This is a genomic window from Sphingobacterium sp. UBA865 (genome assembly GCF_002295765.1).
Taxonomy (GTDB): domain Bacteria; phylum Bacteroidota; class Bacteroidia; order Sphingobacteriales; family Sphingobacteriaceae; genus Sphingobacterium; species Sphingobacterium multivorum.
Window position 1 is genome coordinate 138,660 of sequence record NZ_DBGB01000042.1, and the last position, 12,762, is coordinate 151,421.

The 12,762-nt window shown below is 40.9% G+C and carries 5 protein-coding genes; 2 read left to right on the forward strand and 3 right to left on the reverse strand.

Annotated features, from left to right (window positions below; translation table 11 throughout):
- Nucleotides 1-29 precede the first annotated feature (29 nt).
- Genes B2O97_RS23685 through B2O97_RS23695 form a run of 3 tightly spaced genes read right to left on the reverse strand, consistent with a single transcriptional unit; the run spans nucleotide 30 to nucleotide 6,186 of the window.
- Nucleotides 30-1,475, reverse strand: coding sequence for an alpha-L-fucosidase (locus B2O97_RS23685; RefSeq protein ID WP_115049501.1), 1,446 nt, complete (start codon nucleotides 1,473-1,475; stop codon nucleotides 30-32).
- Nucleotides 1,476-1,499: 24 nt separating this feature from the next.
- On the reverse strand, nucleotides 1,500-3,068 hold the full coding sequence (locus tag B2O97_RS23690) for a RagB/SusD family nutrient uptake outer membrane protein (RefSeq protein ID WP_147282019.1): 1,569 nt from the start codon (nucleotides 3,066-3,068) through the stop codon (nucleotides 1,500-1,502).
- A 28-nt stretch (nucleotides 3,069-3,096) separates the two neighbouring features.
- Entirely contained in the window at nucleotides 3,097-6,186 is a 3,090-nt protein-coding gene (locus tag B2O97_RS23695) for a SusC/RagA family TonB-linked outer membrane protein (protein WP_286768274.1), read from the reverse strand.
- A gap of 365 nt (nucleotides 6,187-6,551) precedes the next feature.
- Here B2O97_RS23695 and B2O97_RS23700 point away from each other — a divergent pair, with 365 nt between their 5' ends.
- Both B2O97_RS23700 and B2O97_RS23705 read left to right on the forward strand, forming a co-directional pair.
- On the forward strand, nucleotides 6,552-9,389 hold the full coding sequence (locus B2O97_RS23700; protein WP_286768275.1) for a helix-turn-helix and ligand-binding sensor domain-containing protein: 2,838 nt from the start codon (nucleotides 6,552-6,554) through the stop codon (nucleotides 9,387-9,389).
- A gap of 265 nt (nucleotides 9,390-9,654) precedes the next feature.
- Nucleotides 9,655-12,756, forward strand: coding sequence for a SusC/RagA family TonB-linked outer membrane protein (locus B2O97_RS23705; RefSeq protein ID WP_115047991.1), 3,102 nt, complete (start codon nucleotides 9,655-9,657; stop codon nucleotides 12,754-12,756).
- Nucleotides 12,757-12,762: the final 6 nt, after the last annotated feature.

Here is a 12,762-nt window from a genome sequence, read left to right on the forward strand (position 1 = left end):
TTTAGTATCTGCTTTCCATCTTATCGGCCTTACTCGTCCAAAGCTCCAGTTTTCATGTTCTTTGCTCCGGGCCCTTTTTCGCGCTTAAATTTGCCAGCCACTTCGATCTTAATCACCGTAGCAACAGAATCAATGGCCTGCTCAGGCACGGCAATCTGAATACCATTGGCATTCGATTTTACCTTTAACACTTGATTATTGGCTAAAAGGCTCGCTTTTACAACTTTATTTTCAATCGGAAGTTCAACTATTCCATTTTTTGGCCAGTCAAATACAGAGACATACAAATAAGTCCGCTTTCCATCTTCCTTTAGGGTACACCGCCCCCATTCAAATGGCTGTAAAGGACTACTCTTGGTTGCGTAGATCGCTTCACTATTGACTTTCATCCATTTGCCAATTACAGCCAAACGTTCTATACTCTCCTGGGGGAAGGATCCGTCGGGTTTTGGGCCAACGTTCAACAGGTAATTTCCACCTTTGGAAGCAATATCAACGAGATTGCGGATCAAGGTTTCGGCAGACTTCCATTTATGATCCGATGTGCGGTAGCCCCAAGTACCGTTCATGGTCATACAGGTTTCCCAATGTTTGCCTTCGAGTTCACTCCAATCTGGAATTTTTTGCTCCGGCGTTTTGGTATCGCCGGGGAAATTAGGCCGTTTCAATCGATCATTCGTAATAATATTGGGTTGTAATGCCAATTGGTCCTGAAGCATATTTGCAGCTTCGTCGGTCATATTGGTTGGCGTATCCCACCATAGTACAGCAATATCGCCATAGTTACTCAACAATTCTTTGACCTGAGGTACGGATACGTTTTTGATATAGTCACTAAAACTCGCTGTTTCTTGTCTGGGGTCCCAATGGCCATGATGTGCTAGCGTGTAGTCATCGATACGGGTTGAATCTGGATTAGGCCAGCCTTCTCGCATTAACTTACGAGCAGCCGACCCACCAGGGTTATTCCAATCCTGCGCCTGTGAGTAATAAAAGCCAAGCTTCAGTCCATATTTTCGGCAGGCATCGGCCAAAGGTTTCAAGACGTCTTTGCCATAGGGCGTAGCGTCCACCATATTCCACTTACTCGCTTTTGTTTCAAAGAGTGCAAAACCATCGTGGTGTTTGGCTGTGATAATCAAATATTTCATGCCCGCATCTTTCGCCATGCGTACCCATTCGTCTGGATTATAGGCGATGGGATTAAATTGTTTCGCCATGGCCTGATATTCATCAACTGGAATTTTTGATCGGTTCATAATCCATTCTGCTCCACCACGTGCCTGTTCGTGTCCCTTATAAACACCGCCGAACTGTGCATATACTCCCCAATGGATAAACATACCAAACCGGGCTTCCTCCCACCATTTCATGCGTACACTATCTGGTAAGCGATTTACTTGCGCATACAATAATCCCGTGCTCATTCCCACGATGAGGATAAGTGCCAGCAACATTTTATATATAGCTTTCATACCTAAATTTTCACAGTTCTTCATTTAGAAACCTGGTGTTTGTTTAAAATTGTCATTACCTAAACTTTTGGCCATATCTACCTCAGATTGCGGGACTGGCCATAAGGTATCTCTTGCCATAAATAACCGTGAAGCGCCATCTGGATCCTTGGTTTTATCCATCACCTCTTTTATTATCCCCCAGCGTTTCAAGTCAAAATAACGTTGACCTTCCAAAGCCAGTTCAATCCGCCGTTCATGACGGATAATATCGCGGAATTCATTTTTTGTCAAGGAACCGCTAAACTGTACGAGCGGCATTTTCACATCAGCCCTAGATCGTACTTTATTCAATGCATCGACAGCAGTCTGATCAGGCCCTGCACTTTCATTCTTCGCTTCTGCATACATCAATAAAATATCGGCATAGCGCAAGAATACCCAATCCTGATCGCTTTGTGTCGCGTAGCTTGTTGGCCATTTCGATTCGTTGATATACTTTCGCGGTAAAAAACCACCCAAAACGCCTTCAGCAACGGGATCAAAAGCAGAAGATGCTGTGGTACCGCGCCATACACCACGGTACATGATTGTCGACTTCAACCGTGGATCTCTATTTTCGTAAGGGTTTTTAGCATCATAAACTGTCGATTCTTTAATATCTTTTCCATCGATGGCATAATAAGAATCCACCAGATAACCCAGCGGTTGTATGGTCTTCAGATAAGAATACATCATATCTGCCGGGCTATACATATTGGGTGGTAAAAATCGAGCGGAGAACATGATTTCGGGATTATTATTTTGTCCAGGTTTTCTAAACAGATCGCGGTATCCACCCTGATAGATCGAAAACTTGTTTTCATCCATAACAATCTTCGCTGTTGCAGCTGCCTCAGCCCATTTTTTCACCGTCAACAACACCTTTGTTTTGTACCCCAGTGCAGATCCCCGCACAGCATGTCCTTTATACCCTGTATTTGGCAGTTTTTCACTCGCATAATCTAAATCTGCCAAAATCGCTTCGATAATGTTGGTTTTAGGTGTTCTACCCAGCCGGATACTCGCATCATCCATACCCAGAGGTTCTAAAGTCAATGGCACATCACCGTACAGATTGGTCAACAAAAAGTAGTAATGGGCGCGGATAAAACGAGCCTCTGCTTTATATCGGTCACGGTCCTGCTGGCTCATGCTTGCAATACGGTCAATATTGGCAATCAATTTATTGCATGCTGCAATGGCCTGATACGAAATCTCATACCCCTCAGATTGCATTCCGCCGGTTGTCGAGGAGATTCCGGACCGCGAAATAATATTGAAGTTATTGGAGGTACTGGATACAAAGGCATCGTCTGAAAGCCCATCCCAAAACATACTTGCTCCACCCCAGCCACCACGTGCATTGGATGAAGACGTCGAATTGTATCCTCGGCACAGAAATTCATAACAGCCCGACAGTGCCAAATCAGCATCAGTCTGCGTTTTCCAGAAGGTTGACTCCGAAATTTTATCTGTTGGATTTTTATTTAAAAAATCTTTTGTACAGCTACCCAATGCAGCTAAGGCTGCTAAGCTTAAATATAGATATGTTTTTTTTACGCTCTTTTTCATCTGTAATTTTTTTTTAGTTACCACTCGATTAGAATGTGATGCTCGCCCCAAATGCGAATACTTTATTCTGCGGATGAGTCACATAACGTCCTGATGTTGCACCACCGCTTGATGAAACACCACGTTCGGGATCTAAACCAGGGAACTTGGAGAATGTGAGCAGGTTATCCGCCGCAAAATAAATGCGAAGGCCAGAAATACCAGCTTTGGACAAGGTGCTCTGTGGAATAGCATAGCCTACCTGAATATTTTTAAGGCGCAAGAAGGATCCATCTTTTAAAAAGAAAGTCGATGCAGTCCGTACATTATTTGCCGCAGGGGTATTTTCAGCACCCACTATTGGAAGCGATGCATTCGGATTCTCTGGAGTCCAAGCGTTCATCCAGTCGCGAGTGAACGTTCCGCCTTGCCTAAAGGGCACGATTCCCCACTCACTCACAAATATTTTTTGTCCCTGGGAACCAAAGAAAAAGGCTGTAAAATCAAAGTTCTTCCAAACAGCCGTTGCATTAAAGGAGTAATCGAAATCTGGATACGCTCCGGGCACGACAATTCGATCATTATTGTCCACAACTTTATCTCCATTAACGTCAGCAAATTTCAGATAGCCCGGTTGTGCTGGAATCTGTTGCACTGGAGAAGCTGCCACCTCTTCCTTCGAACGGAATATGCCCGTGTTCTCCAAAAGGAAAAAACTACCATAAGGTAAACCTTCCCGGATAATGGTATTGCCCGAGATACGTTCGGCCCCATATTTAATCACCTTGTTGCGATTGGCCTGAATATTTCCATTGAGGGTCAAGGATACCGCTCCAATTTTATCACGGTATTGAAGGCCGAGCTCTATACCTCTGTTACGCAATTCACCATAATTTACGGTCGGTGCAGTCAATCCAATATAAGAAGGGAAAGCTGTAGATGCAGATAAAATATCGGATGTTACTTTGTTATACCAATCGAAAGAAGCGGTCAATTTGTTGTTCCATAAACCGATATCTACACCGAAATCCAAGACTTTGGTACTTTCCCATTTGATCCGGTCATTGGCCATGGCTACCTGACGAGCTCCCTGTTGGAGCGTTTCATCAAAAGGATAAGCAAAAGAGGAATTGTAAACAATCTGATATGGGTAGTTACCAATATTTTGATTACCCAATGTTCCAATGGAGGCTCTTAACTTTAGTTCATTAACAACTTCTTTCAATTTCGGACCAAAAAAGTTCTCATCCGAGACTTTCCAACCACCAGATAATGAAGGGAAAAACGCCCATTTTCTATTTTCAGGGAAACGTGAAGAGGCGTCATAACGTGCATTCCCTTCGAGTAGATACTTGCCTTTATAGTCATAGTTTAACCGACCATAATAAGACCTCAATGACCACTCATTGGTGACACCATTATTTGATTGTTGTCCAGCTCCGCCACCATCGAGCTCAAGCAGGTCATTGTTGGGAAATTGCAACCTACTTCCGAACAATTTTTGTGTTTTATTATATTCTGCCTGGGTTCCTGCCAGTACTTTCATGTTATGATTTCCAAAAGACTTATCGTAAGTCAATTGCGTATACCCGACTGGATATACATTGTTGTCGTCCGTTACTTCTAAGCCCTGACCACCTACATCAAGTTGTCTGGCGGGTAGGTCATCCGGTTTGGCGAACCACATGTATTGATTAATCACAGGTTTGTTGGTATAGTTTTTTGTAAAGCCATACGTCAACCCGCCGCTCGTCTTCCAATCCAGTCCATCCAATATTTTCACATTTAAAAAAATATTGCCTTGCATAAAATAATTGTTCAGTCTTGTAAATGCATTTTCGGCAACTGCAACAGGGTTTTTATTTGGGGATTGAAAAGGATATGCCCTAGACGAATAACGACCACTACCATCTGGTAATACAGGTCCATAAAGTGGTGATTGACTAATGGTAGACAAAAACTGATCTTCACTACCGTTTCTAGGATATTTCCGATCCCCATAATTCAAGGTGATACTTGAACCAAAACTTATCCGATCATTTATTTTAGAGCCTAGGTTAAGCTGTAGATTATACTTTTTAAAAGAAGTCCCGATCATAATATCAGGCTGATTGACGTAGCCCAATATAACGTTGTAATTTGTTCCTCCGGCACCACCGCTTAAGCTTAAATTGTGCGTTTGCACCGGGACAGTTCTAAAGACAGCATCTAACCAGTTAAAATCGGGATATAATCTTTTATCTGTTGCATTTTTGTAGGCATCAATCATCTCCTGGCTAAAGGAAGCATTTGGATTTGTGACACCCGAGTTTTTATTTGCCTGATTATACAAGGTCATGTAATCAACGGAATTATATACGAGGTCTGGAAGAGCTGAGGCCTTGGTAATTCCGACATTATAATCGTAGCTCAGTTGTGTTTTTCCAGCTTTACCCTGTTTTGTCGTCACAAGAATGACTCCATTTGCTGCTCTTGCCCCATAGATAGCAGCTGAAGCGGCATCTTTCAATACGGTGATATTCTCGATTGCTTGGGGATTCAAATTTTCCAAACTACCGGGGATACCATCTACGATAACCAGTGGAGCAGAAGAGGCGCCGTAGGAACCCAATCCCCGTACCTGGAGATTCACATTTTCATTCCCCGCTTCTCCCGATCCTTGGGTAACACGAAGTCCGGGCATGCGACCTTGAAGTAACTGCGTTGGATTTGTAGCGATACGTTTGTTAAGCACCTTTCCATCGACAGCAGCAACAGCACCCGTTAGATTACTTTTTTTCTGGGTACCATAGCCTACTACAACCACTTCGTCAATCAGGCTACTGGACTCCTGCAGTACAAGATTAATGTGATCTTTCTTATCGACCTGGACTTCGGTTTTCTCTTTGCCTACCAGCGAAAATATCAGGACATCAATATCTCGCGCAAGAATCTGATAATTGCCGGCCCCATCGGTTACAGTGCCGTTTTTCACCCCCTTTATCTGTACGGTAACCCCCGCAAGAGGCTCGCCTGTTGAGGAGCTTACTTTTCCGGATATCTTTATTTGCGACTGGGCAAGCACCGCCGGTGCAGACATGCTCATCAACGAAAATAAAAGCAACCCCTTACCTACCGTTTTGGTCATCGGTGTTATCATAGTTGTTTTGGTTTATTTGGTTATTTAACGAAGTAAATGAACTCAAATATCAAAAATCGTTTACAGCAAAAGGAGTATTTTTTGTTCAAATTAGTGGAATAAATGGCTTCATTCCTGATTTTCAACACAATTAAATGGTTTTTTAAAAAAAAGAAAAATAAACCCCTTGGCAGCTGCTAATTTTTCTTCCAACAATCGATCGGTTGATCTTCAAAATAAGCTAGCGATCTGCCAGAGCATACTACACCGCTAGAGATTATCAATTTTGCAATAAAATCGATATATTGCCCCCAAATCAATTCAAAGTGAGGGAGTCGATGACAACAAAAAAATATAGGAACATCTATATCTTTTGGTTTTGCAGCATGTTATTTTTTTTACTGCCCGAGGGTTACTGTCAAACAATCATACCCACAGGTACGCCTTTTGTCAAACAATACAAAAAAGACCAATACAAGGCTGGAAATCAAAACTGGTCTTTGGCAGTCGACAAAGATGGTCGTATTTATAGTGCCAATACCGAAGGTCTATTGCAGTTTGACGGACAATATTGGCGCATCTTTCCGCTTCCTAATCATTCCACGGTACGAAGTGTCGCAATCGGTAAAGATGGCAAGATTTACACCGGTGGAAGAGGTGAATTTGGCTATTGGACTTACAAACCCTTTGGAAACTTGACTTATCAAAGTCTCTCTAAGCTGGTACAGGACAAAACCTACTTTCCAAACGAAGAAATCTGGAAAATCATTGTTGAAGACCAACGGGTATTTTTTCATACATTTTCGAAATCCTATATCTGGGAAAACAATCGTATACGGCAATTAACGGCTAAAGGTGAGCCTTTTTTATTTCCACATCAGCTCAACAATAAATTATTTTTTGAACAACTACCAAGTGGTCTGCATGAATTTAAACAGGATAAATTAATTCCTGTAAAAGGAAAAGATGTCTTGAAAGACAAAAATGTACTTGCCATCTTACCTTACGACGCAACGAGTTCGCTTATTGCGACCTCGCGAAACGGCCTCTACCTGATGAAAGCCGATGGAACAATCCTACCCTGGGCTGCTCCGGCAAATCAGCTCTTAAGCCAGTCACAAATAAACAATGGCTTATACCTCTACGATGGACAATATGCTTTTGGCACCATCCAAAACGGTGTTATTATCATCAATAAAAATGGGCAGGTCATTCAACATATCAATAAAAACAATGGTCTCCAAAACAATACTGTACTCAGCATTGTCAAGGACAATCAGAAGAATATCTGGGTGGGACTTGATAATGGCATTGACCGCATTGAAATCAATTCCCCATTATCATTTTACACTGATTTTGTCGGAAAAATAGGTACCGTTTATACATCGATCATCTATCAGGGAAAAATCTATCTTGGAACTAATAAGGGCTTATTTTCAAGTGAATGGAAGGGATTGACCAATTACAATTCATTAAATTTCTCTCAGATTCCAAATTCAAATGGTCAGGTTTGGACATTAGCACAATTTGGTGATGAGTTGATCTGTGGACATAATGACGGAACCTTCAAATTAGATAACGGGAAGCTTGAAAAGATCTCGCAGATTACCGGAGGATGGGTTTTCAAACCTATTTTTGGAACAAAAAATATTCTTCAGGGGAACTATACAGGCTTATCGAAATTCACGTTCGATGGTATACACCTAGCGTTCGTTCAGCAGTTCACAGGCGTTAAAGAACCGGTTCGATTCTTGGCGCAAAAAGATAACCATGCCTTTTGGATTGGCGATTGGGGACAGATACAACTACTCGGACTTGATGCGAATTTCCAGCAGGCAAAAATTTTATTTTCCTCCAAACAGGATAGTATCGCTTCAAAGAGGCAATTTACGGGGATTTATACCTTAGAAAATAATCTTGTATTTGCTACAGACAGCGGATTTCTCCAATTCGACAATATTGTGAAAAAATTCAGCTATGCCAATGAATTAAACACAGCGTTAGGCAGCTATAAAAATTCAAATAAGGTCATACCGATCAATACAAACAGCTACTGGTTTATTCAGAAGACTAAAATTGCTAAAGTAGATTTTGACAGTAAGGGCGAACTACATATTGACTCCAATCTGCTCAGTCCCTTACAGGATCGAATGATGAATAACTATGAAAACATTCTCCCGATTGAAAACCAATACTATCTCATTGGTTTAGATGATGGATTTGCGATCTACCGTCATGCCGATAAATCACAAAAATACAGGTTGCCACTTCCGCAAATAGCACAACTTGTCAACTTGACAACAGGCCAGGCTATTATCCCAGATTCAGCGTTTAAACTATCATCATCGGACAATAATCTTAGAATTAGCTTTTCAAGTCCATATTATTCGACTTCGCCACTTCAATACCAATATTATCTCGAAGGTTACTCAGACAATTGGTCCGAATGGAGTGAAACTGCCTATCAAGATTTCACAAATCTACCTTATGGAGAGTTTCAAATTAAAATCAGGGCGAAGGACAATATGGGGTCAGTTTCGGAAGTCCAGACATTTTCATTTACCATTCGGCATCCATGGTTTCTTTCTTGGTGGGCGAAGTTATTTTATACACTCGTCCTGATAACGCTCATCTATTTAGCTTACAGGTTTAATCTTCAACGGGAGCGCAAGCGTCAGTTTCAAATACGGCGAAAATGGCTAGAAGAGAAAAAGATTGCCTTGGAACGCGAAACAGAGCAAAAAGAAAAGGACTGGATTAAACTTAAAAACCAGCAATTAGAAGATCAGCTTCAATCAAAAAATAAAGAACTTGCCAATGCGGCACTCAATATCGTTTACAAAAATGAGATGTTGAACAATTTACACGCCGAGCTCAAACAGCTTAAAGATGCTGATGGCAACAAGCTGAGTTCGGATGAATTGAAAAAGATAAACAAGCTTATCGATGATGCCCATAACGACGATCGTGACTGGCATATTTTTGAAAGAAGCTTTAACGAATCACATGAGAATTTTTTCAAGAAATTGAAACAAGAGTTTCCTGATCTCGTCCCCAATGATCTGAAACTATGTGCCTATTTAAGGCTCAATATGTCGAGTAAGGAAATTGCCTCATTACTCAACATTAGTACACGCGGTGTCGAGATTAGACGCTATCGACTACGCAAAAAGTTGGGCATTCCAACAGACAAAAACCTTTCTGAATTCCTGATGGAACGTTAAATTTTCATCACAGACACTACATCATTACCACACACGAGCTTTAGTGTATAAAACACACTAAAGCTCGTGTTATTTCAGTAAAAACAACAACACAAAATACTGATTATCAAAAATATAAAATACAACAAAAGGTAGCCTGAGCAAGCCGAAATTTCATGTAGTAGTGATGTGAATATGTTAAATTTTGGCAAAGTTGTACTACATCAACATATTTGCTTCAGGGAAATAACCAACGTATTTTAAACAAACACCAAAAATTAACGATATGAGGAATCTATCCGCATTATTTTTGACATCCATGGTCGTATCGGTTGCCTATGGACAAACTTCGGTACAAGGAGTGGTCAAAGATGGCACAAGCATGATATCCATGCCTGGCGTCACCATTAGTATCAAAGGGAAAGCAGTATCTACAAAAACCGACGCAACGGGGAAATTTCAAATCAATGCCTCTCCTACCGACTCACTGGTCTTTAACTTTCTGGGTTATCGCACACAAACGGTATACATTGGTAATCAAACGCAACTCAATGTATTCTTAGAAAATCAAAATCAAGCATTGGAAGAGGTTGTTGTTATCGGTTATGGTACACAAAAGAAAGCAGATCTGACCGGATCGATCAGCTCCTTGAAATCATCCGATATCACGAAGCAACCTGCCATGTCGGCCATGCAATCCATCCAAGGTAAAGCTGCAGGTATCAATATTATTGCAAATGAAGCTCCGGGGTCATCACCCAACGTTATTGTAAGAGGTCTGGGAACAGCTCTAGGCGGAAGAAATCCACTCTATATCGTTGACGGTATCGCACAGACGGACATCAATAATATCAATCCGTCCGATATCGAATCCATGGATGTTTTGAAAGATGCATCTTCGGCTTCAATTTATGGTCTTCGGGCCGCAAACGGTGTGATCCTCGTGACCACGAAGAAAGGTAAAACTGGGACTCTTAGTATTAATTATGAAAGTTATGCTGGGATGAAGAAGATTCTTAACCGGGTTAAGATGGCTAATGGAGAACAATTCCGGACTTTCTTTAATGAAAGTCAAAAATATCAGGATCAAGATAAAAGATGGTTACTGTCAGAAAATCAGCATAATGATACCGATTGGTATGATGAATTAATAAAGACGGGAACTGTCTTTAATAATGCCGTCAATATATCGGGAGGAACTGAAAAAGTAGATTACTTTGTTTCAGCAAACAACTTTACCGAAAACGGTATTCTAGATGGCTCAAAATATGTTAGAAATACGATCCGAAACAACAACATCTACAAGTTTTTGGATAATAGACTTAAGTTTACCCAAAACTTGAATCTCACCGTTACAAATGCTACACCAAAACCCAATGGAGCTTTCACAACAGCCTACAAACAATCCCCATTGGTTCCTGTAATGTATGATAACGGGCGTTATGGAAAGGGTATTGTAAATCAAACTACCGGTGTTGTTGGCTATGAAAGAAATCCCGGTGAGATCGTTGGTAATATAAACTCTATTGGAAATCCGGTCTACGAAGTACTTAGAAACAATGAGAAAATCAATACATTAAGACTACAAGGTAGTTTCGAAGGTGAGTTTAAAATTACAGATTATTTAAAAGTAAACTCCCGTATTGGTGGAAATAAATTCTACTCGAGAAATAGAGTTTTTTCGGATATAAAGGATGCATGGCTCAATGGTGATCCACTTCGTACAGCGCAACAATTTGAAGAGTTTAAAGCGAAAAACACCGAATCCTTAGAGTATGCTAATAATAGTTTGAGTTATGAGACTCTGGAACAGTTCCGTTGGTCTTGGGAGAATTTCTTAACATTTAACAAGAAATTTGACAAACATAGTGTCGAAGCTGTCTTAGGTATGTCGCGTGAAAAGTATGACATCAACAGCATGATGAGCGACAAAGGTTATGATGTCCCTCAAAAACCACAATACTGGAGTATAGATCATGGTTCGGGCGCATATAAAGTGGAAAGCAGACAAATCTATTATACCCCGCGTGCCTTGGCATCTTACTTCGGTCGCGTTCAATATAATTACGACAGTAAATACTATTTAACAGCTACTTTACGTCGTGACGGTTCAAGCGTATTCCGTAACACCGGAAAATATTGGGGTACATTTCCATCCATTGGTTTAGGATGGACAGTAACAAATGAAGGCTTCATGAAGGATGCTACATGGATTAATTTGTTGAAAGTTCGCGGAAACTGGGGTAAATTAGGTAATCAAGATATCCCATTAAATGTTTCAACCATATTAACGAGCCCTACAAGTTCTTCTTACAACTATGTATTTGGTCCTGAGCAAAATATGGTATTTGGAAGTGCGTACGGCACACCGGCAAAAAACTTAAGCTGGGAGGTGACGGAAGAAACTGGCGCCGGATTGGATTTCGCATTTCTAAACAACCAACTTTCAGGTTCCATAGACTATTATCATAAGATGAATACCAATGCGATCTTGTTGGTCACACCGACATACACCTCTGCCTATGAAGATAAGTTTTATGATCATGGCGCAAAAATCCTAAATCAAGGTGTGGAAGTCGCCTTAAATTGGAACAAATCCATTTCTCCAGAATTTAGCTATTCCGTCGGTGTAAATTATTCTTACAACAAAAACACGGTTAAGGAGGTTAAAGCGGCTTACGATGGGGACCAAGGCGGAAGTCTTAACAATGGTGAGCTTACAAAACAGCTTCGTGTTGGACAGCCAATATACGGATGGTGGATGTATGAAATGAACGGTGTTTGGCAAAATCAAGATGAAATAAATTCAAATGCGCGACAAGGATCTCCAAAACCAGGATATTTGCGTTATACAGATGAAAACGCTGATGGCGTTATTGACTCCAGAGATCGTAAATTTTTCGGATCGTTTCTACCTAGTTCTACTTACGGTATTAATTTAGGAATTAATTACAAAGCGATCGATTTTAACGCTTCAGGATATGGGGTAGCGGGCAATAAAATCTACAACGGGATGAAAAGTACACGCATCAATGGCGGAGAAAACATCGCTTTAAGTACTTTTGAAAACCGCTGGACAAAAGAAGGTTCTACGAACTCACATCCCGGAGCAGAAAGAGATTTTCTACCTTCCAATTATTATCTAGAATCAGGCAGTTATTTTCGTATAAATAACATCACATTGGGCTATACTTTTAATAATCTTTATAGTTCTAAATCAAAGCTACGTTTGTATGTGACTGCACAAAATCCGTTTATCTTCACCAATTACAGTGGTTTCTCTCCTGAAATTGCGGGAGATGGTAGTCCAAATCTAACTTCTGGCATAGAGCTATCAGCCTATCCTACAACGCGTAATTTCCTATTCGGACTTAACATGCAGTTTTAATCCTTT

Coding starts and splice junctions, on each gene's coding strand:
- B2O97_RS23685 (WP_115049501.1), bottom strand. CDS start 1,475: ATGAAAGCTATATATAAAATGTTGCTGGCACTTATCCTCATCGTGGGA.
- B2O97_RS23690 (WP_147282019.1), bottom strand. CDS start 3,068: ATGAAAAAGAGCGTAAAAAAAACATATCTATATTTAAGCTTAGCAGCC.
- B2O97_RS23695 (WP_286768274.1), bottom strand. CDS start 6,186: ATGATAACACCGATGACCAAAACGGTAGGTAAGGGGTTGCTTTTATTT.
- B2O97_RS23700 (WP_286768275.1), top strand. CDS start 6,552: ATGTTATTTTTTTTACTGCCCGAGGGTTACTGTCAAACAATCATACCC.
- B2O97_RS23705 (WP_115047991.1), top strand. CDS start 9,655: ATGAGGAATCTATCCGCATTATTTTTGACATCCATGGTCGTATCGGTT.